A 23,619-nucleotide genomic window follows, 5' to 3' on the forward strand; every position below is an offset into this window, starting at 1 on the left:
CTGTGTGTCAGGAACAAAAAACGGCGCCCTGATGGGGCGCCGTTTTCTTTTGTAACATTCGCTTGCGGGGTTAGCCGGTGATGGCCATGCCCGACAGGATCATCGCGCCGACGATCAGGGCATAGACGATCACAACGGCTTGCCACGTTGCGCTGTGCGCCTGCAATTCGCGGATCAGTTGGTCACGGTTCATGGCGGGTATCCTTTTCAGAGACGCCAAAGACGTTAAACGAGTCTTACGTTCAACGCCGAAGGGATTGGTCGAGATGTTCTGGTGTGGCGCGGGCGCCGGGGTGTCGGGTTAGCTGATGATGGCCGAGGCCGACAGGATCAGCGTACCGACGAGGATACCGTACACGAGAACCACCGACTGCCAGGTGGCACTATGCATACGAAGTTCCCGGTTCAATTCATCGCGGGTCATGATGGCCTCCTTTGGCTGGCGGTCGTTTCATAGCGAACGCTTTCGTGCGTCCGTACCATCCACCTAGTCAAAAATTATGACGGCGCAATCCTTATTCGTCTCGGATTCTATGAAAATTTTGCATAGCCGATCTGGCCGCAGGACATGGCTGCGGAGGTTCTGAAAAGTTTTAATGTTTTCAGATCCTTGCGCGGAGGTGTCCCGCGCGAGGAAGTTTTACTCAGGCGGTGCCCTGTAGCGGCAATACCACAAGGTCACCTTCCTGCCGGGCCTTCATGGCCAGTGCGGCGGCATGAGCGGCGGCGGCAGTCGTGTAGTAGGGGATCTTGTCGTAAAGCGCAACCGAGCGAATCTCGCGGCTGTCTTCGACGGCTTGTATGCCCTCGGTTGTGTTCATGACAAGGCTGATCTGCCCATCCTTGAGCATGTCGACCACGTCGGGGCGGCCCTCGTAGACCTTGTTGACGACCTCGCAGGCGATGTCGTGGCCTTCGAGGAAGGCGGCGGTGCCGCGGGTGGCGACGATGGCGAAGCCCAGATCGACAAGGATCTGCGCGGTTTCCACCAGTTGGGGCGTCTTGTCATCGTCCTTGATCGAGAAGAAGACCTTGCCGCCTTCGGGGAATTCGACGCCGGCGCCCATCTGGGCCTTGAGGAAGGCGCGGGGGAAACTGACGTCCCAGCCCATGACCTCGCCCGTCGAGCGCATTTCGGGGCCGAGGATCGTGTCGACGCCGGGGAAGCGGGCGAAGGGCATCACCGCCTCCTTGACGGAGAACCACGGCATCGCCGGGTCGGCGAGCGTCATCTGGTCGGCCATGGGCAAGGTGCCCGGCTTGGTGTCCGACGGGTAGGCCCCGCGATGGGGGAAGGCCGAGAGCGGCTCGCCAGCCATGAGGCGGGCGGCGATGGAGGCGATGGCCGAGTCCGTGGCCTTGGCGACGAAGGGCACGGTGCGGCTGGCGCGGGGGTTCACCTCGATCAGGTAGATATCGTCGCCCTGGACGGCGAATTGCACGTTCATCAGGCCAACGACGTTGAGGGCCTTGGCGAGGGCGCGGGTCTGGGCGTCGATCTCGTCGATGATGGGCCGGGGCAGGGTGTGGGGCGGAAGGCAGCAGGCGCTATCACCGGAATGCACGCCGGCCTCTTCGATATGTTGCAGGATGCCGGCGACATGGACGTTTTCACCGTCCGACAGCGCGTCGACATCGCATTCGATGGCGCCCGAGAGGTAGCCGTCGAGCAGAACGGGGCTGTCGCCCGAGACGATGACGGCCTCGTTGATGTAGCGTTCCAGCTGGCCCATGTCGCGGACGATTTCCATGGCGCGGCCGCCCAGCACGTAGGAAGGGCGGATGACCAGCGGGAAGCCGATTTCCTCGGCGATGGCAAGCGCCTCGGCGTCGGAATGGGCGATACCGTTCTTGGGCTGCTTGAGGTTTAGCTGGTTCACAAGCGCCTGGAACCGCTCTCGGTCCTCGGCCAAGTCGATGGCGTCGGGCGTGGTGCCGAGGATCGGGATGCCCTCGGCCTCGAGGTCGTTGGCCAGTTTCAGGGGCGTCTGACCGCCGAACTGGACGATGACGCCGTGCAGCGTGCCGTTGTCCTGCTCGACGCGCAGGATTTCCATGACGTGCTCGAAGGTGAGCGGTTCGAAATAGAGCCGGTCGGAGGTGTCGTAGTCGGTCGAGACGGTCTCGGGGTTGCAGTTGACCATGATCGTCTCGTAGCCCGCGTCGGTCAGTGCGAAACAGGCGTGACAGCAGCAATAGTCGAACTCGATCCCCTGGCCGATGCGGTTGGGACCGCCGCCGAGGATGACGACCTTCTTGCGGTCTGAGGGCCGTGCTTCGCATTCCACCTCGCCCATCATCGGGGCCTCGTAGGTGGAATACATGTAGGGCGTCTGGGCCTCGAACTCGGCGGCGCAGGTGTCGATGCGCTTGAACACGGCGACGACGCCTTGCGCGTGGCGGGCGCGGCGCACGTCGGCCTCGGTAAAGCCCGTGAGCTTGGCGAGGCGGGCGTCGGTGAAGCCCATCATCTTGAGCCGGCGCAGGCCCTTTTCGTCGGTGGGCAGACCGTCCTGCCGCACGGCGTCCTCGGCCTCGACGATTTCGCGGATGCGGGCGAGGAACCACGGGTCGAACTTGGTGGCGGCGAAGATCTCGTCATCGGTCAGGCCGTGGCGCATGGCCTGGGCGATGGTGCGCATCCGGTCCGGGGTCTGCTGGCTGATCGCCTTGATGACGGCGGTTTTTTCCGGGGCTCCGTCGATTTCGATCTCGTCGAAACCCGTCAGGCCGGATTCCATCGACGCCAGCGCCTTTTGCAGGGATTCGTGGATCGTGCGGCCGATGGCCATGGCCTCGCCCACGGATTTCATCGCGGTGGTCAGGTAGGGCTGCGAGCCGGGGAATTTCTCGAAGGCAAATTTCGGAATTTTTGTCACGACATAGTCGATGGTCGGCTCGAAGCTCGCGGGCGTGACCTTGGTGATGTCGTTGTCCAGCTCATCCAGCGTGTAGCCGACGGCGAGCTTGGCCGCGATCTTGGCGATGGGGAAACCGGTGGCCTTGGAGGCCAGCGCCGAGGAGCGGGACACGCGCGGGTTCATCTCGATCACGACCATGCGGCCGTCTTCGGGGTTGATGGCCCATTGCACGTTGGAGCCGCCGGTTTCCACGCCGATCTCGCGCAGGACGGCGATACTGCCGTTGCGCATGATCTGGTATTCCTTGTCGGTCAGCGTGAGCGCGGGCGCGACGGTGATGGAATCGCCCGTGTGCACGCCCATCGGATCGACGTTTTCGATGGAGCAGACGATGATGGCGTTGTCGGCGCGGTCGCGGACGACCTCCATCTCGTATTCCTTCCAGCCCAGCAGCGACTCGTCGATCAGGATCTGGCTGACCGGAGAGGCGTCGAGGCCGGATTTGCAGTAATGCTCGTAATCCGCGCGGTTGTAGGCCACGCCGCCGCCGGTGCCGCCAAGGGTGTAGGCGGGGCGGATGATCGCCGGAAGGCCCACATGTTCGAGGGCCGCCATGCACTCTTCCATCGTTTCGGCGATGGTGGCCTTGGGGTTTTCAATACCCAGACGGTCCATCGCCTCGCGGAAGAGCTTGCGGTCCTCGGCCATTTCGATGGCTTCGCGGTTGGCGCCGATCAACTCGACGCCGAATTTTTCCAGCACGCCCATGTCGGCCACGGCGAGCGCGGTGTTGAGCCCGGTCTGGCCGCCCATCGTGGGCAGGAGCGCGTCGGGGCGTTCCTTTTCGATGATGCGGGCGACCACTTCGGGGGTGATGGGTTCGATATAGGTGGCGTCGGCCAGCCCCGGATCGGTCATGATCGTGGCGGGGTTGGAGTTGACGAGGATGACCCGGTAGCCTTCCTCGCGCAGGGCCTTGCAGGCCTGTGCGCCGGAATAGTCGAACTCGCAGGCTTGCCCGATGATGATGGGGCCGGCACCGATGATCATGATGGATTTGATATCGGTTCTTTTCGGCATGTGATCCCCCGGTGCGGCGCAAATTGTTGGCCTTATATTCATTACGCGGGACAGCGCAAGGGGCATCGGTGTTTGCACGCGATGCGACGTATTTCGCAGTGCACTCGGGGCCGCAATTGCATAGATAACCAGCCAAAGAGAGAGGACGTCTGGTGCGAATCCGTTTCGATCATGGCCCCGAGGGGAGCGAATGCGCGTTCGAGCGCCCGGTCGAGGTGATCTCGGCGTGGGAGGCGGAGGACGTGTCCGTGGCATTGGAGGCGATGGACTCGGCGCGGGACGCGGGCCTGTGGCTGGCGGGATTCGGCAGCTACGAGCTGGGCTATGCGCTGGAGCCGAAGCTGGCACCGCTGATGCCGGGGCGGCGGCGCGTGCCGCTGGTGCAGTTCGGCGTGTATGAGCGACCGGGGGCGGCGGCGCCGTTGCCGGAGCCTGCCGGGCGGCTGGACCATTTCGTACCGCTGTGGTCGGAAGCGCGGTACAAGCAGGCGTTCGACGCGGTGCACGCGCATATCTGCGCGGGCGACTTTTACCAGGCGAACCTGACATTCGCCTGCATGATGGAGGCGGTGGGCGCGCCGGGTGAGATTTACGCCGCGCTGGCCGCTGTGCAGCCGGTGCGGTTCGGCGCGCTGATCGAAGCCGAGGGGCTGCCCGCGATCCTGTCACGTTCGCCCGAGCTGTTTTTCCGCACCGATGGCGCGGGCCGGATCGAGACCAAGCCGATGAAGGGCACCCAGCCGCGCAGCGACGATGCGGACGAGGATGCGCGGCGTTGCCGGTTCCTGATGGAAGATGAAAAGAACCGGGCTGAGAACCTGATGATCGTGGACCTGTTGCGCAACGACTTGGGCCGGATCTGCGAGATTGGCAGCGTGAATGTGCCGGAACTGTTCACGGTGGAAAGCCTGACGACGGTGCACCAGATGACCTCGCTGATTCGGGGGCGGATGCTGGAAGGGACGACACTGTCGGGGGTATTCCGGGCGCTGTTTCCCTGCGGGTCCATCACCGGGGCGCCCAAGATGCGGGCCATGGAGATTCTGGCGGGGCTGGAGGACGGCGCGCGCGATGTCTATTGCGGCACCATCGGCTGGGCCGCGCCGGACGGGCGGTCGGAGTTCAACGTGGCGATCCGCAGTTTGCTTGTGGAGCACGGACGTGCGACGCTGAACGTGGGTGGCGGCGTGGTCTATGACAGCACCGCCGCGTCGGAATACGAGGAAGCCCTATGGAAAGCCCGCTTCGCCCGCCGGCTGATCACGGATTTCGCCTGATCGAGACCGGGTTGTGGACGCCCGGCGAAGGTCTGCGGCTGGCCGATTTTCATCTGGAGCGGCTGCGGACGAGCGCGGCAAGGCTGCGCATCGAGATCGAGGCGTTGGATGCGGCGCTTGCGGCGGTCGAGGCGGACCGGCCACGGCGGATGCGCCTGACGGTGGATGCGGGCGGGCAGGTGGAAATCACGCTGCATGATTTCACGCCCGAACCCGAGGGCCGCGCCTGGCGGCTGGCGGTATCCGAGACGCGGTTGATCGCGACCGATCCGTGGCTGACGGTCAAGAGCACTGAGCGTCACCTGTATGACCGGACGCGGGCCGATTTGCCCGAGGGGGTGGAGGAGGTGATCTTTCTCAACTCCGATGGCGCGGTTTGCGAGGGAACGATCACCAATATTTTTGTCGACCGTGGAGACGGATTGGAGACGCCATCGCTGAGTTCGGGCGTACTGCCCGGTGTGCTGCGCGCAAGCCTGATCGCGGAGGGCCGCGCGCGGGAGGCGGTGCTGACGCCGGACGACCTTGCCGGGGCGCGGTCGCTTTACGTGGGCAACGCGCTGCGCGGGTTGATCCCGGCGCGGCTGGTCTGAGGTCTATTCTGCGGCGTGGCGCAGCTCTTTGGCGGCGTCTTCGCTGTAGAGATAGTCGCGCGTGAGCGGCACGGCGTCCTGCTGGCGCGAGAGCTGGAACTGGAACACCACCTGGCTGTTGTGGCGGAACGTGGCCTCGCACGCGATGAGGTAGTAGCGCCACATGCGGCAGAACCGATCGTCATAAAGCTCGCGGACGCGGTCGATATTGGCCATGAAACGGTCGTACCAGTGGCGCAGGGTCTCGGCGTAATGCAGGCGCCAGACCTCGATATCGCAGGTGTGCAACGCGTTCACCTCGATGGCGCGGGTCGCCTCGGAGAGGGACGGGCAATAACCGCCGGGGAAAATGTATTTCAGGATCCACGGGTTGGTCGCGCCGGGCTCGTCGGTTTGGCCGATGGTGTGGATGAGGGCGACGCCATCCTCGGCCAGAAGGTCGTGCACGGTGCGGAAATACTCGCGGTAATGCGGCACGCCGACATGTTCGAACATGCCGACCGACACGATGCGGTCGAAGGTGCCGGTGACGGAGCGATAATCCATCAGGTGGAATTTCACCTTGTCGGACAGGCCCGCCTCTGCGGCGCGGCGGCTGGCCAGCGCGTGCTGTTCCTTGGACAGGGTCACGCCCACCACCTCTGCGCCGTAGTCGCGGGCGAGGGTGAGGGCCATGCCGCCCCAGCCGCAACCGATATCCAGTACGCGCATCCCCGGCTTCAGCAGAAGCTTGTCCGCGATGTGACGTTTCTTGGCCGCCTGCGCCTGTTCCAACGTCATGTCGGGGCGGGCGAAATAGGCGCAGGAATATTGCCGGTCTTCGTCCAGGAAGAGGTCGTAAAGTTCGCCCGAGAGGTCATAGTGATGGGCCACGTTGGCGCGTGCCCGCTTGGCGGGGTTGAATTGATTGATGTAACGACTGAGCTGTCGGTAGATGTCGAGCGGGCGGTGGAACCACGGCTTGCCCTGGGCCGCCATGTTTGACACGGCGAGCGTTAGAAAGCTGCGCAGGTCGTCGTCGGCTATGGTCAGCGTGCCGTCCATGTAAGCCTCGCCCACGGCCAGTTCGGGGGCCATGATGATCTTGCGTGGCAGCGCCGGATCGTGGAGCGTGATCGCAGCGGAGGGCGTGCCACCGTTCCCGTAACGGCGCGTGGTGCCGTCGGGGTAGGTCAGGCTGAAATCACCCTTCCGGAACAGATGTGTCACGAACACATCGAGAATCTTGGTCCACATGGCTCACCCCATTCTTGTCGCGCGCGTCAAGGCGCATCTGCTGGTGTGAAACCTGCCGGTGCCGCGGTTTTCCCGCGTATTTTCCGCTCGATAGCCGGAATCTTTGCGCAAAATTAACTTTCTGTAAATGTTTTAAGACGGGCCTCGGTTCCGCGCAGGCGGGAAATAGCCTTGCAGGCCTTGACTTTGCCGGCCCGCCAAGGTGTATCGGCGCGAACCGAATTGCACGCGAAATGGGCAGTTTCAGCCGCCCGGAGAGGACTTCATGCACGCATATCGCAGCCATACCTGCGCCGAGCTGACGAAATCGAATGTCGGGGACACGGTCCGCCTGTCGGGCTGGGTGCACCGGATCCGCGACCATGGCGGGGTGCTGTTCATCGATCTGCGCGATCATTACGGCATGACGCAGGTGCTGTGCGATCCTGACAGCGCGGTGTTCTCCGAGGTCGAAAAGCTTCGCAGCGAGTGGTGCATCCGCATCGACGGCGAGGTGAAGGCGCGGGATGAAAGCCTGGTGAACCCCAAGATCACGACGGGCGAGATCGAGGTTTTCATCCGCGACATGGAAGTGCTGGGCGGGGCCGGGGAACTGCCGCTGATCGTCTTCGGCGACCAGGAATACCCCGAGGAAACGCGGCTGCGTTATCGGTACCTCGATCTGCGCCGCGAGGCGATGCAGGAGAACATGAAACTGCGCTCGGACGTGGTGGCCAGCATCCGCAAGCGCATGTGGGATATCGATTTCCGCGAGTACCAGACGCCGATCATCACCGCGTCCAGTCCCGAGGGCGCGCGCGACTTCCTGGTGCCCTCGCGCCTGCACCCGGGCAAGTTCTATGCGCTGCCGCAGGCGCCGCAGCAGTTCAAGCAGCTGATCATGGTCAGTGGCTTTGACAAGTATTTCCAGATCGCGCCGTGCTTTCGTGACGAGGACCCGCGCGCCGACCGCTCGCCCACGGATTTCTACCAGCTGGACATGGAGATGTCGTTCGTCGAGCAACAGGACGTGTTCGACACGATCCAGCCGGTGATCAAGGGCCTGTTCGAAGAGTTCGGGGGCGGTCGTGCGGTTGACCAGCAATGGCCGCAGATTTCCTATCGCGATGCGGCGCTTTGGTATGGCACCGACAAGCCGGACCTGCGCAACCCGATCAAGATGCAGGACGTGAGCGAACATTTCCGCGGCTCGGGTTTTGCCATTTTCGCCAAGCTCCTGGAGCAGGACGGCACGGAAATTCGCGCCATTCCCGCGCCCTCGGGTGGCAGCCGGAAATTCTGTGACCGGATGAATGCCTTTGCCCAGAAAGAGGGCCTGCCGGGGATGGGCTATATCTTCTGGCGGGACCAGGGCGACGGGATGGAAGCCGCCGGGCCGCTGGCCAAGAATATCGGGCCGGAACGGACGGAAGCCATTCGCGAGCAGTTGGGCCTTGGCGTGGGCGATGCCGCGTTCTTCCTCGGCGGGAAACCGGCCGCGTTCGAGCGCGTGGCGGGCAAGGCGCGGGTGACGATCGGCGAGGAGCTTGGGCTGACCGACGAGAACCGCCTTGCCTTTGCGTGGATCGTGGATTTCCCGATGTACGAGGCGGATGAAGAGTCGGGCGAGATCGACTTTTCGCACAACCCGTTCTCGATGCCGCAGGGCGGGATCGAGGCGCTGGAGGGCGACCCGCTGGAGGTGCTGGGCTATCAGTATGACCTGAGCTGCAACGGCTATGAGCTGGTCAGTGGCGCGATCCGGAACCACAAGCTGGAGACGATGATCAAGGCGTTCGAGCTGGCGGGCTATGACGAGGCGGAAGTGCGCAAGCGGTTCGGCGGCATGGTCAACGCGTTCCAGTACGGCGCGCCGCCGCATGGGGGCTGTGCCGCGGGGATCGACCGGATCGTGATGCTGCTGGCCGACGAGCAGAATATTCGCGAGGTCATCATGTTCCCGATGAACCAGCGGGCCGAGGACCTGATGATGAACGCGCCGTCAGAGCCGACCAGCGACCAGTTGATGGAGTTGGGGCTGCGGGTGATCCCGCAGGAGGATTAAGCAGGCGCGGGGTGGGTTTTCACCCACCCTACGGGCGTGGTGAAAGGTCCCGGATCAAGTCCGGGACGGGGAATCGGCGCTTGCCGCCTCAGTCTTCCAGGCTGTCCTCGCGCTTGTCGTCGATCAGTTTGCGTTCCTTCGACTTGCGGTCTTCGAACCGCTGGCCATAGCCTTCGATCTCGTCTTCGGGGATCACTTCCTGGGCGCGGGCGAAGACCTCGTCCTCTTCCTCGTCCATGTGGTGTTCGTAATCGTGCTTCAGCGTCTTGAAGCGGTTGAGCCAGCCCGGTGACGCCATGTCGGTTTCGTTCAACTCTTCCATGATGTCGTCGAGTTGCTGGTGCTCGTGAACCGAGTGGCGGGCGGCGTCTTGGCCCCAAGTCTTGGAAATGAGCTTGGAGTAGAACGTCTCTTCCTCGGCCGCCGCATGGGATTTCACGTCTTCGTAGAATTCGGACCACGCGGATTTGCGGTCGTCGCTGTCGCCGGAGGTGTCTTCGATCCGGTTCAGCAGGTCGCGGTGATTGTCGTGATCGGCGCGGATGGCGTCGTAGATGCTGGGCATGGCGGGACCTTTCGGTTGGCTGTCTGCCGGCAACGCGCCGGGGGTGGCGGCGGTTCCGTGGGGTGCCGGCCCCGATTGTCGGGCGCATGGAAATCGTAAGGCAAGGCGTGTGAAATTCGGTAGGATGCGCCCATATGTGACGCATGACCGACCGTCGAGAGCTTGACAATGACCTTTGATCCCCCGCGTGCCGCGCGCCGTTTCGGGTGCGGCCTGTCGCCGGACATTCCCGCCCCTACGGACGCCGCCACAATGCTGGAGGCCGTGTCGGGGCCCGATGCGGCGGCACAGCGGTTTCCGGTCGATGGGTTCGACGTGGCGCGTGATCTCGATCTTGCGATCCATGAGCTGAGTCGCGCGGTGCGCAGCGCCGAAACCGACGCCGCGCGCGAGGAGGCCGCCGCGCGGCGCGGCAAACTGGGCCGGGAGTTTCGCGACACGCACATGGGCTGGTTTCGCCATACGCTGTTGCGGCGGGCGCTGACCGAGGACGGCTTTCGCGAGCGGCTGGCCTTTTTCTGGGGCGATCATTTCACCGCGCATTCCAAGGGTGGGCCGCTGCGCTATGCCCATGCCTGTTTTGTCGAGGACGCGGTTCGCCCCAACCTGGCGGGGCGGTTCGCCGACATGCTGATCGCGGCGGTGACACATCCTTTGATGCTGCTCTACCTCGACCAGGTGCGCTCGGCCGGGCCGAACAGCATTGCGGCCCAGCGGCACGGCGGGCAGGTCGGGCTGAACGAGAACCTTGCGAGGGAACTGATGGAGTTGCACACGCTGGGCGTGGGCGGGTCCTATGGGCAGGGGGATGTGCGCGACCTTGCGGCGCTTTTGACAGGGTTGTCCTATCGCAGGTCGGACGGGTTTGCCTTTCGTGCGCGCATCGCGGAGCCGGGCGTCCTGCCGTTCATGGGGCGCGCTTACGGAGGCGATACGCCGACGCTGGACCGCGTGGTGCAGGTGTTGGAGGACCTGGCCGCGCATCCTGACACGGCGGAACATATCGCCCGGAAGCTGGCGGTGCATTTTACCGGCGATACGCCCGATCCGGACATGGTACGCCGGATGCGGGATGCCTACCTGCAAAATGGCGGGCAGCTTGTGGCGGTCTATGCGGCGATGCTGGACCACCCTGCCGCGTGGCATGACGCGGCGGGCAACGTGAAGCAGCCGATCGACTTTGTCGGGTCGAGCCTGCGGGCGCTGGGGATCGCTCCGCGGCACCTGTCGGACGTGCCCCGCTTGTTGCGGCGCGATATGATGAACCCGATGACCTTGATGGGCCAGACTTGGGGCATGCCGCCCGGTCCGGATGGCTGGCCCGAGGCGGATAGCGCGTGGATCACGCCGCAGCGCATGGCCGCGCGGCTGCAATGGGGTATGACCGTGCCGTTTCGCGTGATGCGGTTGTTGCCGGACCCGAGAGAGTTCGTCGAGGTCGCGCTGGGCCCGGATGCGCCGGAGCCGGTGCGCTTTGCCGCGAAGGCGGCGGAAACACGCGCCGAGGGCGTGGGGCTGGTGCTGGCCTCGCCCGCGTTTCAGAGAATGTAGGACAGGAGACCCGAGCATGACCGATACCTCACGTCGCGCGTTCCTTGGCCGGAGCCTTGCGCTGGGCTGTTCGCTGGCGGCCAGCCCGCTGGTGACGCCGGTCACGATGGCGCGCGCGCCGTGGGACACGCGGCTGGTGGTGATCATCCTGCGCGGGGCGATGGACGGGCTGGACGTGGTGCGCCCGGTGGGCGATCCGGGCTATGCCGCGTTGCGCGGCGGGGCCGCGCCGCAGGGTGGGCTGGCGCTGGACGGTATCTTCGCGCTGCATCCCGAGTTGTCGGGGCTGATGCCGCTTTGGCAGAAGGGCGAGTTGGGGTTCGTTCACGCTGTCTCGACCCCCTACCGCGACAAGCGCAGCCATTTCGACGGACAGGACATCCTGGAGGCCGGCACGGGACAGGACGCGTTGGGTCGTGACCGAGACGGATGGCTGAACCGGATGTTGCAGGCGATGCCGGGGATCACCGCCGAGACGGCCTATGCGGTGGGGCGCGAGGACATGCTGATCCTGTCGGGCGACGCGCCGGTGGCAAACTGGTCGCCCGAGGCGGCGCTGGCGCTGAGCCCGCAGGCGCAGCGGCTGCTGGAGAGGGTGATGCATGACGACCCGCTGTTTCGGGCGACGATGGACGAGGCGATTGCCCTGTCGCAGACCGAGATGGCGGAGTTGGCGGGGGACGGCACGCTTGATACCGCTGACATGATGAACGCGATGCAGGAGAATATGCGTCCCACGCGCGACCGCGATCGGGTGGGCAGTGTCGCACGCTTCGCCGCCGAGCGTTTGCGGGGCGACAGCCGGATAGCGGCCTTTTCGCTGAACGGGTTCGACACCCATGCCCAACAGGAGCGGACCCTGCCGCGGGCACTGGCGCCGTTGCAGGAGGCGGTTCTGACCCTGCGCGACGAGCTGGGCGATGTCTGGGGCAAGACGGCGGTGCTGGCAATGACGGAATTCGGGCGCACGGCGCGGCTGAACGGCAGTCGGGGCACCGATCACGGCACGGCGGGGGCGATGCTGCTGGCGGGCGGGGCGATTCGCGGCGGTCACGTTCTGGGCGACTGGCCGGGGCTAGCAGAGGCGGACCTGTACCAACGCCGCGATTTGATGCCGACGCGGGACGTGCGCGCCATCGCGGGCTGGGCGATGCGCGGGCTGTTCTCGCTTGACCGGGCGCAGGTCGAGGGCACGATCTTTCCCGGGCTAGACATGGGCGCCGACCCGAAACTGATCCTCTGATGTTTCGCTTTCCTCTCAGCGCCTTGTCTGGCTATTGTCCGGTGGGAAAGATGAGGCGCAGATGACAGATGACCGCCCCGTGGGGCCGAAGATCCCCGATTGGACCGCGCCGCCGGTGCCGGACATGGCGCCGCTGGAGGGGCGCTACGTGCGGCTGGAGGCGCTGGAGGCGGACCGCCACGCCGCGATCCTGTTCAAGGCGTTCGACGGGCATGACCATGTGTGGGATTACATGCCGGTGGGGCCTTTCGCCTCGGCCGCGCAGTTTCACCGCTGGATGCGGGACGAGACGGCCAAGGACGCGATCCTGTTCTACGCGATCTACGACAAGGACCGGGGCGCCTATGGCGGGTTCGCGTCCTACCTGCGGATCAAGCCCGAGTCGGGGTCGATCGAGGTGGGGTTCATCGCCATGGCGCCGCAGCTTCAGCGGACGCGGGCGGCGACCGAGGCGATGTTCCTGATGATGCAATGGGCGTTCGAGGCCGGCTACCGGCGCTACGAGTGGAAATGCGATGCGCTGAACATGCCGTCGCGGCGGGCGGCGCAACGCTTCGGGTTTACCTTCGAGGGGGTGTTCGTGCAGGCCACGGTGGTCAAGGGCCGGAACCGCGACACCGCGTGGTTCGCCGTGATCGACAAGGACTGGCCGGCTTTGACGGAGGCCTACCAGTTCTGGCTGGCGCCGGAGAATTTTGACCAGGACGGTCGCCAGATCGAACGGCTGGCCGACCTGACGCGGCTGGTGCGGCGGGGCAGCGACCCGGCGCAAGGGGGCTAACGCGCCCCGGTTTGCAGGAGATCAGATGGCGACCCGCCGGCTGATCCGGTCGTGCACCAGGGCCGTCAGCGCCTTGACCGTGGCAGTGGGCGTGCGCCCGCGCGCGCGAAGTTCGGCCAGGTCGTTCGTGGCCTCCAACAGCGCGGTATCGTCGGCCGAGCGGGCAACGCCATCGAGAAACTGCGCCACGTAATCCAGCATCGGACCATCGCGGTGATCTTCCAGAAGGTTGGCGGCATGGTGCATGTCATCGCGATAGGCCATCGGGTCCGGCGTGATCCGAACCTGCGACACCGCCCGGGGGCCGGCGGGGCGAAAGGTTTCGGGCAGGGCCGCCAGCACGCCCTGCTGAAAGGCCGCGAGGCTGTCGAGCGGTTTGTCGAGAAAGCCGTCGGCGCCGGCATTGATCGCCTCGGCCGCCATGTCGGTATTGCCGCTGAGCCCCAGAAGGCCGGTCACGCGCGGAATGGCCGAGGCCAGTTCCGCGATCAGGTCGAGGCCGGAGCCGTCGGGCAGGCCCAGATCGACGATGACCACGGACGGGCGATAAACCGAAAGATGCCGGCGCGCCGAACGCAGGCAGTCGGCCCGCCGGATGCGCGCCCCGCTGCGCAGGCACATCAGGCGGATCGCTTCGCAGGCGTATCGGCTGTCCTCGACCACGAGTATGGTCAGGCCGAGAAGCGGGCGTCGCGCGGTCGGCGTGTTGGCAAGTGTCAGGCTGTCATTGTCATCCATTGTGCTGCTCCATTCCGGCACCAGGTGAGTCGAAGCTAGGCAGGGTTGGCTAACGAAGGGTTAAGCGGTCGGTGAAAATCTTCCGGATCGCGCGATCTTACGGGTTGCGTCGGCGTGTCGCTTGCCCCCGGCGCATGTGCGGCCCATAACGTGGGCAAGAATTGTCAGACCAAGGAGATCGCCATGATCGGACGCCTGAACCACGTGGCCATTGCCGTGCCCGACCTCGAGGCGGCGGCGGATCAGTACCGCACCGCGCTGGGTGCCGATGTGGGCGCGCCGCAGGACGAGCCGGATCACGGCGTGACGGTGATTTTCATCGAGCTGCCCAACACCAAGATCGAGTTGTTGTATCCGTTGGGTGAGGACAGCCCGATCAACGGGTTCCTGGAAAAGAACCCGGCGGGCGGCATTCACCATGTCTGTTACGAGGTGGAGGACATCATCGCGGCGCGCGACCACCTTAAGGAAAACGGCGCGCGGGTGCTGGGCAGCGGCGAGCCCAAGATCGGCGCGCATGGCAAGCCAGTGCTGTTTTTGCATCCCAAGGATTTCAACGGCTGTCTTGTCGAGCTGGAGCAGGTCTGATGGGGATTGCGTCGGGAATCGTTCTGTTTCTGGTGATCTGGTTCATGACCTTTCTGATCGCCTTGCCGATCCGCATCCAGACGCAAGGTGAGGCGGGCACCACGGTGGAAGGGACGCACAAGGGGTCCCCCGAAAAGCACCACCTGCGCAAGAAATTCATCATCGTGACGGCGGTGGCGTTCGTGCTTTGGGCGATTGCGGCCTATGTCATCCTTGGCGGGGTGATCACGGTGGAGGACATTGACTTTTTCGGCACCATGTCGGGGGCGCGCAATTAAATCGGCAAGGCCGTGGTGTCCTTGATTTCCTCCATCACGAAGCTGGCGGAGACGTCGCTCATCGGCACGCGGGCGACGAGCGTTTGGTAGAGCCGGTCGTAATCGGCCATATCGGCCACGCGGGCGCGGATCAGATAATCGAGATCGCCGGTCATGCGGTAGACGCCCTGAATCTCGGGCATGGCGCGGGTGGCGCGGGCGAAGGTTTCGAGCCAGTGCGCGTCGTGCTGGGCAGCGCGGACCTGGATGAAGACGGTCAGGCCGAGGTTCAGCTTGGCGGCATCCAGAAGCGTGACGCGGGCGCGGATGATGCCGGCCTCCTCCATCGTCTTGATGCGGCGCCAGCAGGCGTTGCGCGACAGGCCGACACGGGCGCCGATGTCCTCGAGCCCGAGGCTGGCGTCGCGTTGCAGTTCGCGCAGTATTTTCCGGTCAAAGCCGTCGATTTTCCACATGATTGAGTTTTAATGGGAAAGTTTCACGAATAAAAGCGAATTTGGCTGAAGATTGAAAAAATGTCTCGGGGTGATGCTGATAGATTGAGAAAAACCGATTAACAGGAGTTTCCCATGTTGGCCCGTCTTTTCCTTTCCCACCCGCAGAAGGTCGATGAGACCTATCTGGAACATGCCCGGTTCGCGGGATCGTTCAGCGTTAAACTGTTTGCCGCCGGGTTCTGTGCCCTGGTCCATGCGGTTCTGCCGTTCGCGTTCGAGAAGACAGCCAGCCGGATGATCGCGGAGATGTATGCCAGGACGCATGGGCGGGGGCAATAGCTGCGCAGGGGTGCGTGGGTTTCACCCACCCTACGGGTTTAATTGGCAATATAGCGTTCGCGGTTGTGGTTGAAGGTGATCACGAGATTCAGTACCAGCGCGCCCAGGAGCGACCAGCCCACCACGCTGAGCGGAAAGAGCAGGGCGGCGACGGTGAAGATCACCGCGTCCGTCATCAACTGCACGTAGCCGGCGCGAAAGCCGGTTTTTTCCTGCACCCAGAAGGCCACGACGCCCAAACCGCCAAGCGAGCTTTTGTGGCGGAACATGGCCAGCAGCCCCATGCCCACTGTCGCGCCGAAGATGACAGCGCCGAGGGCGGGGTGCAGGTGGTCGATGGTGAAGCCGAGTGGCAGGAGGTCGGTGACGACCGAGAGCAGCGCCACCGAGACGAGTGACTTCACGGTGAATTCCAGCCCGAGCTTGCCATAGGCCAGCGCGTAGAAGGGCAGGTTGATGAGGAGAAAGACCACGCCGAACGACCAGCCCGAAAGATAGCTGAGGATCACGGCCACGCCAGCGGTCTGGCCGGTGATGAGGCCCACGGTCGTCAGGATGTGGATGCCGACGCCGCAAAGCAGCACCCCTAGGGCGATGCCTTGGGTGTCTTCGATCGGGGAATGGGGTACGGTGGGCGGGTCTGTGGTGTCCATCCGGGTGAGATAGGGCAGGCAGGCTGTCATTTCCACGCAGATGTGCCGCGATGCCCGCGCCCGTCGGGCCGATGCCGGATAAAGTCGCGTATCGTTCAAAGGTTGGATTGGTCTTGAAAAAAGCCGCCCCGGTGTCGGACCGGGGCGGCTTTGATTTTACGAAAGACTGCCGGTTATGTGCCGATGATGCCGTTCAGCGTGGGGCTGGGGCGCATCACGGTGGCAAGCCGGCCTTCGTCGGGGTGGTAGTAGCCGCCGATGTCCGCCGGGCTGCCTTGGGCCGCGGCGAGTTCCGAGACGATCTGTTGTTCGTTCTCGGCCAGCGCCTTGGCCATCGGCGCGAATTCCTCGGCCAGCTTGGGGTCGTCGGTTTGCGCGGCCAGTGCCTCGGCCCAGTAGCGGGCGAACCAGTAGTGGCTGTCGCGGTTGTCCGGCTCGCCGACCTTGCGCGAGGGCGAACGGTTGTTGTCGAGGATGCCCTGGGTGGCTTCCTCGATGGTCTCGCCGAGGATCCGGGCGCGGGCGTTGTCCTTGGTCTCGCCCAGGAACTTGAAGCTTTCGCCCAAGGCGCAGAATTCACCCAAGGAGTCCCAGCGCAGGTGGTTTTCCGACTGCAACTGCTGGACGTGCTTGGGGGCAGAGCCGCCCGCGCCGGTCTCGAACAGGCCGCCGCCATTCATCAGCTTCACGATCGACAGCATCTTGGCCGAGGTGGCCAGTTCAAGGATCGGGAAGAGGTCGGTCAGGTAGTCGCGCAGGACGTTGCCGGTGATGGCGATGGTGTTTTCGCCCTTGGTGATGGTCTCAAGGCTGGCGCGGGTGGCCTCGCGCGGGGCCATGATCTCGAACTTGTCGGCGACGCCCTTTGCTTCCAGGATCGGCTTCACGAAGGAGATGAGCTCGGCATCGTGGGCGCGGTTCTCGTCCAGCCAGAAAATGGCGCGATAGCCGGTGGCCTTCTGCCGTTCGATGGCGAGGTTCACCCAGTCTTCGACGGGTGCCTTGCGGGTCGAGGCAGAGCGCCAGATGTCGCCTTTCTTGACCTCGTGCGAATGCAGCACGGTGCCGTCGTCGAGGATCATCTTGACGGTGCCGTCCTCGGGGATTTCGAACGTGGTGGGGTGGCTGCCGTATTCTTCGGCCTTTTGCGCCATCAGGCCCAGGTTTTGCACCGTGCCGGCGGTGGCCGGATCAAGTTTTCCGTTTTCCTTGAAGTACTTGATGGTCTCGTCATAGACCGGCGCATAGGAGCTGTCGGGGATGACGCAGACGGCATCGTGTTCCTTGTTGTCCGGGCCCCAGCCCTTGCCGCCCGAGCGGATGAGTGCGGGAATGGAGGCGTCGATGATGACGTCGGAGGGCACGTGCAGGTTGGTGATGCCGCGGTCGCTGTCGACCATGTACATCGGCGGGCGCGCCGCGCGGCAGTCCTCGATGGCGGCCATGATCTCGGGCTCGTCCTTCACGCGCTCCAGCAGGTCGCCCATGCCGGAGGCGGGGTTCACGCCCAGTTCCTTCATCCGGTCGCCGTATTTGTCGAACACCGGCTTTAGCCATTCGCGGACCGCGTGGCCGAAGATGATCGGGTCGGAGACCTTCATCATGGTGGCCTTCAGGTGGATGGAGAAGAGCACGCCCTCGTCCTTGGTCTTCTTGATCTCGTCGGCGAGGAAATCGTCGAGGGCGGACGCGCTCATGTAGGTGGCGTCGACGACGGTGCCGGCGGGGTAGCTGACGCCGTCCTTGAGGACGGTTTCGCCATTCGCGCCTTCAAGCACGATCCTGGCGGTGGCGGCGCCGTCCAGCGTGGCGGATTTCTCGTTAGAGAAGAAGTCATGGGCGTCCATCGAGGCGACGCGTGTCTTGCTGTCGGAGGACCAATCACCCATGCGGTGCGGGTTGTTCTGGGCGTATTTCTTGACCGGCGCGGCGGCACGGCGGTCGGAGTTGCCCTCGCGCAGGACGGGGTTCACGGCCGAACCCTTGATGGTGTCGTAGCGCGCGCGGACCTCTTTTTCCGCTTCGGTTTCGGGCGTTTCCGGGTAGTCGGGGATGGCATAGCCCTGGCCTTGCAGTTCGCGCACGGCCGCCACGAGCTGCGGCACGGAGGCCGAGATGTTGGGCAGCTTGATGACGTTGGCGCCGGGTTGCTTGACCAGCTCGCCCAAGGCGGCGAGGTCGTCGCTGACGCGCTGGTCTTCGCTCAGGTGATCGGGAAAGGTGGCGAGTATACGGCCCGCCAGCGAGATGTCGCGGGTGCCGACCGAGATATCGGCGGCGGTGGCGAAACTCTTCATGATGGGCAGGAGGGACGCGCTGGCCAGTTCGGGGGCCTCGTCGACCTTGGTGTAGACGATATCGGGATTGGAGGTGTCGGCCATCGGAAATACCTTTCGATCAGGACATGACAAAGCGTGAGTCTTGAGCGCGTCATAGACCATGAAAGCGGTTTTGACCAGACGGTATGCGACAGTATACCGAATAAATTGTCAGTGGTCAGAGCCCGGGGTTTGGGTCGCGGTCTAGCTTGCGCATGAACTGCGTCAGCAGGAGCGCGAGGCTGGCGAAGATCGCGACTCCGATCAGCAGGGGCATGGGCGTCCCGTTGAACGCAAGACCCACGGGCATGGCCAGCAGAATGGATCCGACCGTGGACAGTCCGGCGATAATCGAGGCCGCCATGCCCGCGATATGACCCAGCGGTTCGAGCGCCAGGGCGTTCAGGTTGCCCATCGTGAGGCCCAGTTGCAAAAAGACGATGACCTGCCAAACGAAGTAGAGTGCGAAGGGGCCGTTGCCGCCGTAACCGCCGAGGAAGGTCGCCAGAACGGCAAGTGTGACGACGGTTTCGATCACCAGGGCCATCTGGATCAGGCGGCGCATCCCGAGGCGCATGACGAGGGCGGCGTTGATGACGCTGCCCAAGGCGGCGACTGTCGCGACACCGGCGAACCAGTAGGGAAATTCCTCGGCGCGGCCATAGGTGATATCCATGATCTGCTGAATCGAGCTGATCGAGGCGAAGAGCATCGAAAGGCACAGCGTCTGCACGAGGATTGACAGGCGCGCCATCGGGTGGCGGATGACTTCGCCTGCCGAATGCAGCAGCTTGCGCGTCCGGAAGGGCACGCGTCGGTCGCGCGGAAGGGGCTCATGAAGGCGCAGCCACATCCAGAAAGTGCTGAGCGCGGCGAAGACGAGGAAGGACACGAAGATGCCGCGCCACGCGAAGACTGCAATGATCCCGGCGCCGGCCATTGGTGCAATTGCCGGAACGAGGGTGAAGACCAGCATGACGAAACTCATCAGCTGGGCCATTTCGCGCCCCTTGTAGATGTCGCGGATGATGGCGATGGCAATCACCCGCGCGGCTGCCGCGCCGAGGCCCTGTAACACGCGGGCCGCCAGCACGGTTTCCAGCGTGGGGGCCGCCAGCGCCAGGATCGCGGCGGCGCAGTAGAGGGCGGCTCCCCAGATGATGACGCGCTTGCGGCCATAAGCATCGGATAGCGCGCCGACGAAGAATGTGCCGACGCCGAGGCCCAGCACGAAACTGCCGATCACCAGCTGCGCCTGGTTGGGCGCGTCGGGCGACAGCTTGGCCCCGATTGCGGGCAGGGCGGGCAGCATGGCGTCGATACTATAGGCGACCGTGGCCACCAGCATCGCCATCAGCGCCACGAACTCGGCCCGGCCCATGACGGGCGCGGCGGGGGTGGCGGGGTGGTCGGTGGGAGCGGTCATGACCGGGCGCTATCACGGTGCCGGGATGTGCGCCAGAGCGAGGCGTGCACAGACAGGGGGCCGTTTTCGCACAGGCGCGTCAGTCGTCGGGGCGGCGGTCGATATTGGCTTGTGTGCCTTCCTCGTCCGAGGGGCGCGGCGGGCCGTGATGCAGCTTGCCCACCAGCCATTCTGTGTGTTCCTCGCGCTTGCGCATGGCGAAGGCGCCGATCTGCTGCACGGCGATGGCGAAGACGCCAAGGCCCACGAAGATGAAGACCGTTGTGCCGATCTTGCCCGCCGCAGTGGCCGGAACAAGGCTGCCGTAACCGACGGTGGACAGGGTGATGACGGTGAAGAAATAGCTGTCGAGCCAGCTCCAGCCTTCGACGTAGTGAAAGAAGACGGTGCCGCCGAGGATGATGGCGGGCAGGGTCGAGAGTAGCAAAAGAAGTCGCAATCCGCGCATGTCAGACCTCCATTCGGTGTCGCCCTCCCCAAAGGAACAGGGCCGCGGCGCGGATGGCAAGGGGGCAGGACGGTGTCGAGCGTCATGCCTCGGGCTGATTGCGCTCAGATGGCGGGGTCTTCATCGCTTTCGAGGTTCTCGACGATCTCGTCGATGACCTTGATCCAGAGGTCGGGAGACTGACAGCCCGGCACGGCATGCTTGCCCGCGACGATGAAGCAGGGCACGCCGGTCACGCCCATCTCGCGGAAGGCCTTGTCGCGGCCCGCGATGCCCTCGATATCGGCGTCGGAGGCCAGCAGTTTCTGAACCACCGCGGCGTCCATCTCGGCACTGTCGGCGATATCGCCCAGAACCTCGGGGTCGCTGATATCGCGTCCGTCCTCGAAATAGGCGCGGAAGAGCGACATGGCCACGGCCATCTGGCGGCCTTCGATGCCCGCCCAGTGGATCAGGCGGTGAGCGTCCATGGTGTTGGGCGTGCGCGTGATCTTGTCGAAATTGATCGTCAGCCCCTCCGCCTCGGCCCGTTCGGCGATGGGGGCATAGGCCTGAACCGCGCCGTCCTTACCGCCGAACTTTGCTTCGAGGTACTCACGCCGGTCCATGCCCTCGGGCGGCATGTCGGGGTTGAGCTGGAACGGGTGCCATTCGATCTCGAACGGGTGGCCGGGGCGTTCGGCCAGCGCCTTGTCGAGGCAGGCCTTGCCGATATAGCACCACGGGCAGATCGGGTCGGAGACGATATCAAGCTTGACCATGCAGGTCCTTGTAGATCGGCCGCAGCGCGCGGCGCAGGAGTTTTCCGTTGGCGCCCGTGGGCAGCGCGTCGAGGTGGAAGAAGCCACGGGGGCGCTTGTAGGCGGCGAGGTTGTCGTTGACATAGGCCTTGAGCACGTCCTCGGCAACCGGGGCGGGCGCGGTGTAGAAGGCCATGATAAGGCGGGCGTCCTGTTTGACCTCGATCTCGGTCACGGCGGATTGGGTGATGTCGGGGTGGGCGTTCAGGACCGCCTCGACCTCCATTGGGGACACGCGGAAGCCGCCGGCGTTCATCATGTCGTCGGAGCGGCCGAGGTAGGTGATATCGCCTTCGGGAGACATCACGCCCTGGTCTCCGGTCAGGAACCAGTCGCCCTGAAAGCGGTCTGCGGTCTCGTCTGGTTCGCCCAAGTAGCCCAGCATGAGGCCGGGGTCGGAGCGGTGGATGGCGATGGTGCCTTCCTCGCCCACGGGCACCGCGCCGTCTGGGCCGATCAGCGCCACGTTGCGGCCCGGCTGGGGGCGGCCTAGCGTGCCGGGGGCAGCGGGGTGATCGGGGCAGCCCGAGATGAAGGTGGAGCATTCGGACATGCCGTAAGCCTCGAAGAGCGGCGTGCCGGTGGCGTCGCGCCAATGGGCGTCGATTGTGGCCGAGAGCTTTTCGCCCGCGGTCAGGCCGTGGCGGAGTTTCGGCAGGTCGAGTGTTTTGCCGGGCGTGACGAACTTGCGGAAGACGCCGGGGGCGGCGGCGAAGATGGTGGCGTCGTGGCGTTTCATCAGCAGGGGCAGCTGATCGGGCGTGACGGAGGTGGCCGGGATGAGGGCGGTGGCGCCTGCCGTCCACGGGTCCATCAGGCCGGTGCCGAGCGTGTAGGTCCAGTTGAAGGCACCGGCATGCATCAGGCGGTCGTCCTGGCGCAGGCCGTACCAGCCGTCGACCATCATCTGCCGCGCCCAGATGGCGCGGTGGGCGTGCATCACCGCGCGGGGCGTGCCGGAGGTGCCGGAGGTGTAGATGATATAGGCCAGCCGGTCGGGGTCGCCCATGTCGAAGTCTGCCGGGGCATTGTCGTGCATGGCGCGCAGGGCGTCGGTGTCGATGACGGGAATATCCGTGTCGGGGCAAGGGATGTCCGTGCCGCGCAGGATGGCTTTCGGTTCCGTGGTCTTGAGGATGCTGGCGACTTCGCGCTCGGTCAGTTGCGAGGAGGTGGGGATCGGCACGAGGCCCACGGCGATGGCGCCGAGATAGGCGATGGGGAAGTCGACGGTGTTGCCGAGGCGCATGAGGACACGGTCGGCGGGCTGAAGGCCGTGCCCCAAGAGGCCCGCGCCGGTGCCGAGGACGGCGGATTTCAGACGCGCGAAGCTGTAGCGTTCGGAGCCCGAGAGCCCGAGGATGGCCAGCGCGACCTTGTCGGGCAAGTCGTCGGCATGGCGCAATACATGAGCGGCCAGGTTGAAGGGCGCGGGGCAGGGCGGAAAGGCGGTGGTGTCGGTCTCGGAGCGCATGGCGGGAGGATTATGGCTGCCACCGCCAAGTTGCAAGCCATGGCGGTGCTGCGTATAGCGTAGGACATGGAAGACAGATCGCCCGTGAGCCTGATCAGGTTGGCCCGCGAAAGCGGGGAAGAGGACGCGGCACAGCCGTTGAACCTGGCCGAACGGGTGCGCGATTTGCGCAAGTCGCGGGGCTGGACGCTGGAACAGGCCGCCAAGCAGGCGGGGCTGGCGCGGTCCACCCTGTCGAAGATCGAGAACGGGGTGATGTCGCCCACTTACGATGCGTTGAAGAAGCTGGCGGTGGGGCTGGAGATCTCCATCCCGCAGCTGTTCACGCCGCCGCAACGCGAACAGGTCAGTGGCCGGATGGCGGTGACCAGGCAAGGGCAGGGCACGGCGCAGGCGACCACGACCTATGAGCATGAACTCTTGGGCGATGCGCTGTTGAAGAAGCGGATGCTGCCCTATCGCGCCCGGATCCGGGCACGGTCGGTCGAGGAGTTCGACGGCTGGGTGCGCCATGACGGCGAAGAGTTCATGTATGTCCTGACGGGGGTTGTCCGGCTGTACACCGAGTTCTACGAGCCGATCGAGATGCGCCGGGGCGACAGCGCCTATTACGACGCCACCATGGGCCACAACGTGGTGTCGGTGAGCGACGAGGATGCGACGATCCTGTGGGTGACGTCGCTGGCGTGATGGCGATGGTGCGCGTGGGGGGACGCGTGGGCTTTCGCCCACCCTACAAGGCCGTTACTCGCGCTTTTGTGATCTCAGCGCGGACGCATTTGCCCGTGGCCAAATGACCCGTGGCCTGTTCCTCGGGACCGGCTGCCCTAATTCGCCCAATTAACCCGGTGAAATGGCCCGTGCGTGCGCGCGGTGCCCGATATCGGCG

Annotated in this window: 23 protein-coding genes; 10 read left to right on the plus strand and 13 right to left on the minus strand. The window is 64.7% G+C overall.

Translation table 11 applies throughout. The annotated features are described in order from the left end of the window. Positions 1-70: 70 nt before the first annotated feature. The 3 genes from C2I35_RS22575 to carB form a co-directional block, all read right to left on the minus strand. The gene (locus C2I35_RS22575) at positions 71-193 is read right to left on the minus strand and encodes a hypothetical protein (protein ID WP_261391616.1); all 123 of its coding nucleotides are present in this window, start codon (positions 191-193) and stop codon (positions 71-73) included. A 108-nt stretch (positions 194-301) separates the two neighbouring features. Beyond that, positions 302-424: a hypothetical protein gene (locus tag C2I35_RS22580; protein ID WP_274592583.1), complete on the minus strand. Its 123-nt coding sequence runs from the start codon at positions 422-424 to the stop codon at positions 302-304. 220 nt (positions 425-644) lie between these two features. Next, entirely contained in the window at positions 645-3,941 is a 3,297-nt protein-coding gene (gene carB / locus C2I35_RS06280; protein WP_103762171.1) for a carbamoyl-phosphate synthase large subunit, read from the minus strand. A 152-nt stretch (positions 3,942-4,093) separates the two neighbouring features. Here carB and C2I35_RS06285 point away from each other — a divergent pair, with 152 nt between their 5' ends. Both C2I35_RS06285 and C2I35_RS06290 read left to right on the plus strand, forming a co-directional pair. Continuing rightward, positions 4,094-5,218, plus strand: coding sequence for an aminodeoxychorismate synthase component I (locus tag C2I35_RS06285; RefSeq protein WP_103762172.1), 1,125 nt, complete (start codon positions 4,094-4,096; stop codon positions 5,216-5,218). After that, positions 5,173-5,811 carry an aminotransferase class IV family protein gene (locus tag C2I35_RS06290; protein WP_103762494.1) on the plus strand — a complete coding sequence of 213 codons (639 nt, stop codon included), beginning with the start codon at positions 5,173-5,175 and terminating at the stop codon, positions 5,809-5,811. Before C2I35_RS06285 ends, C2I35_RS06290 begins: the two co-directional genes overlap by 46 nt. A 3-nt stretch (positions 5,812-5,814) precedes the next feature. Here the strand turns inward: C2I35_RS06290 and C2I35_RS06295 are convergent, their stop codons facing one another. Then, positions 5,815-7,047: an SAM-dependent methyltransferase gene (locus tag C2I35_RS06295; protein WP_103762173.1), complete on the minus strand. Its 1,233-nt coding sequence runs from the start codon at positions 7,045-7,047 to the stop codon at positions 5,815-5,817. Between the two features lie 265 nt (positions 7,048-7,312). On the opposite strand from C2I35_RS06295, the gene aspS reads away from it, so the two are divergent. Then, positions 7,313-9,091 carry an aspartate--tRNA ligase gene (gene aspS, locus C2I35_RS06300; protein WP_103762174.1) on the plus strand — a complete coding sequence of 593 codons (1,779 nt, stop codon included), beginning with the start codon at positions 7,313-7,315 and terminating at the stop codon, positions 9,089-9,091. An 88-nt stretch (positions 9,092-9,179) separates the two neighbouring features. Here aspS and C2I35_RS06305 read toward each other — a convergent pair whose 3' ends face one another. After that, entirely contained in the window at positions 9,180-9,656 is a 477-nt protein-coding gene (locus C2I35_RS06305; protein ID WP_103762175.1) for a hemerythrin domain-containing protein, read from the minus strand. A 168-nt stretch (positions 9,657-9,824) separates the two neighbouring features. On the opposite strand from C2I35_RS06305, the gene C2I35_RS06310 reads away from it, so the two are divergent. The 3 genes from C2I35_RS06310 (at position 9,825) to C2I35_RS06320 (ending at position 13,231) form a co-directional block, all read left to right on the plus strand. Continuing rightward, on the plus strand, positions 9,825-11,207 hold the full coding sequence (locus C2I35_RS06310) for a DUF1800 domain-containing protein (protein ID WP_103762176.1): 1,383 nt from the start codon (positions 9,825-9,827) through the stop codon (positions 11,205-11,207). Between the two features lie 16 nt (positions 11,208-11,223). Continuing rightward, on the plus strand, positions 11,224-12,450 hold the full coding sequence (locus C2I35_RS06315; protein WP_103762177.1) for a DUF1501 domain-containing protein: 1,227 nt from the start codon (positions 11,224-11,226) through the stop codon (positions 12,448-12,450). A gap of 61 nt (positions 12,451-12,511) precedes the next feature. Next, entirely contained in the window at positions 12,512-13,231 is a 720-nt protein-coding gene (locus C2I35_RS06320) for a GNAT family N-acetyltransferase (protein ID WP_103762178.1), read from the plus strand. A 21-nt stretch (positions 13,232-13,252) separates the two neighbouring features. Here the strand turns inward: C2I35_RS06320 and C2I35_RS06325 are convergent, their stop codons facing one another. Next, complete coding sequence (locus tag C2I35_RS06325) at positions 13,253-13,969, minus strand: response regulator (protein WP_103762179.1); 717 nt, start codon at positions 13,967-13,969, stop codon at positions 13,253-13,255. Positions 13,970-14,152: 183 nt separating this feature from the next. Here C2I35_RS06325 and mce point away from each other — a divergent pair, with 183 nt between their 5' ends. Further along, positions 14,153-14,557, plus strand: a complete 405-nt coding sequence (gene mce, locus C2I35_RS06330) for a methylmalonyl-CoA epimerase (RefSeq protein WP_103762495.1) — start codon at positions 14,153-14,155, stop codon at positions 14,555-14,557. After that, complete coding sequence (locus C2I35_RS06335) at positions 14,557-14,835, plus strand: DUF1467 family protein (protein ID WP_103762180.1); 279 nt, start codon at positions 14,557-14,559, stop codon at positions 14,833-14,835. The genes mce and C2I35_RS06335 overlap by 1 nt, the downstream gene beginning before the upstream one ends. On the opposite strand, the gene C2I35_RS06340 is transcribed toward C2I35_RS06335, so the two are convergent. After that, positions 14,832-15,290: an Lrp/AsnC family transcriptional regulator gene (locus tag C2I35_RS06340; protein WP_103762181.1), complete on the minus strand. Its 459-nt coding sequence runs from the start codon at positions 15,288-15,290 to the stop codon at positions 14,832-14,834. The genes C2I35_RS06335 and C2I35_RS06340 overlap by 4 nt on opposite strands. A 114-nt stretch (positions 15,291-15,404) precedes the next feature. Between C2I35_RS06340 and C2I35_RS06345 the strand changes: the two genes are divergently transcribed. After that, the gene (locus tag C2I35_RS06345) at positions 15,405-15,611 is read left to right on the plus strand and encodes a DUF6356 family protein (protein ID WP_103762182.1); all 207 of its coding nucleotides are present in this window, start codon (positions 15,405-15,407) and stop codon (positions 15,609-15,611) included. A 38-nt stretch (positions 15,612-15,649) separates the two neighbouring features. On the opposite strand, the gene C2I35_RS06350 is transcribed toward C2I35_RS06345, so the two are convergent. The 6 genes from C2I35_RS06350 to C2I35_RS06375 form a co-directional block, all read right to left on the minus strand. Continuing rightward, positions 15,650-16,294 (minus strand): YitT family protein, encoded by a 645-nt coding sequence (locus tag C2I35_RS06350; RefSeq protein WP_245890442.1) that lies wholly within the window; start codon positions 16,292-16,294, stop codon positions 15,650-15,652. A gap of 143 nt (positions 16,295-16,437) precedes the next feature. Next, a complete protein-coding gene (locus C2I35_RS06355) occupies positions 16,438-18,645 on the minus strand; it encodes an NADP-dependent isocitrate dehydrogenase (RefSeq protein ID WP_103762184.1) in 2,208 nt (735 codons plus the stop codon). A 115-nt stretch (positions 18,646-18,760) separates the two neighbouring features. Then, positions 18,761-20,008, minus strand: a complete 1,248-nt coding sequence (locus tag C2I35_RS06360) for an MFS transporter (protein ID WP_245890417.1) — start codon at positions 20,006-20,008, stop codon at positions 18,761-18,763. Positions 20,009-20,087: 79 nt separating this feature from the next. Continuing rightward, the gene (locus C2I35_RS06365; protein ID WP_103762185.1) at positions 20,088-20,456 is read right to left on the minus strand and encodes a potassium channel family protein; all 369 of its coding nucleotides are present in this window, start codon (positions 20,454-20,456) and stop codon (positions 20,088-20,090) included. 104 nt (positions 20,457-20,560) lie between these two features. Further along, positions 20,561-21,217 (minus strand): DsbA family oxidoreductase, encoded by a 657-nt coding sequence (locus tag C2I35_RS06370; RefSeq protein WP_103762186.1) that lies wholly within the window; start codon positions 21,215-21,217, stop codon positions 20,561-20,563. Beyond that, positions 21,204-22,730: a class I adenylate-forming enzyme family protein gene (locus tag C2I35_RS06375; protein ID WP_103762187.1), complete on the minus strand. Its 1,527-nt coding sequence runs from the start codon at positions 22,728-22,730 to the stop codon at positions 21,204-21,206. The genes C2I35_RS06370 and C2I35_RS06375 overlap by 14 nt, the downstream gene beginning before the upstream one ends. A gap of 66 nt (positions 22,731-22,796) precedes the next feature. Between C2I35_RS06375 and C2I35_RS06380 the strand changes: the two genes are divergently transcribed. After that, positions 22,797-23,420 (plus strand): helix-turn-helix domain-containing protein, encoded by a 624-nt coding sequence (locus C2I35_RS06380; RefSeq protein ID WP_103762188.1) that lies wholly within the window; start codon positions 22,797-22,799, stop codon positions 23,418-23,420. The last annotated feature ends 199 nt before the right edge of the window (positions 23,421-23,619 follow it).

The organism is Roseovarius confluentis (assembly GCF_002917925.1).
GTDB lineage: Bacteria > Pseudomonadota > Alphaproteobacteria > Rhodobacterales > Rhodobacteraceae > Roseovarius > Roseovarius confluentis.